At 62.2% G+C, this 442-nt stretch carries 1 rRNA gene; it reads left to right on the top strand.

Features of this window, described 5'->3' with window-relative positions:
• Positions 1–442, top strand: a 16S ribosomal RNA gene (locus HMPREF2883_RS01510); the annotation flags it as partial.

Raw genomic sequence — 442 nt, 5'->3', positions numbered from 1 at the left:
TTTTGGTGGGGGATGGGCTCGCGGCCTATCAGCTTGTTGGTGGGGTGATGGCCTACCAAGGCGGTGACGGGTAGCCGGCCTGAGAGGGTGGACGGTCACACTGGGACTGAGACACGGCCCAGACTCCTACGGGAGGCAGCAGTGGGGAATATTGCACAATGGGCGCAAGCCTGATGCAGCGACGCCGCGTGAGGGATGGAGGCCTTCGGGTTGTGAACCTCTTTCGCCAGTGAAGCAGGCCTGCTCCTTGGTGGGTGGGTTGACGGTAGCTGGATAAGAAGCGCCGGCTAACTACGTGCCAGCAGCCGCGGTAATACGTAGGGCGCGAGCGTTGTCCGGAATTATTGGGCGTAAAGAGCTCGTAGGCGGCTGGTCGCGTCTGTCGTGAAATCCTCTGGCTTAACTGGGGGCTTGCGGTGGGTACGGGCCGGCTTGAGTGCGG

Origin of the sequence: Actinomyces sp. HMSC075C01, assembly GCF_001812965.1 — a bacterium.
In the GTDB taxonomy this organism is placed as follows: Bacteria; Actinomycetota; Actinomycetes; order Actinomycetales; family Actinomycetaceae; genus Actinomyces; species Actinomyces acetigenes.
This window is presented reverse-complemented; position numbering and strand designations above follow the sequence as displayed.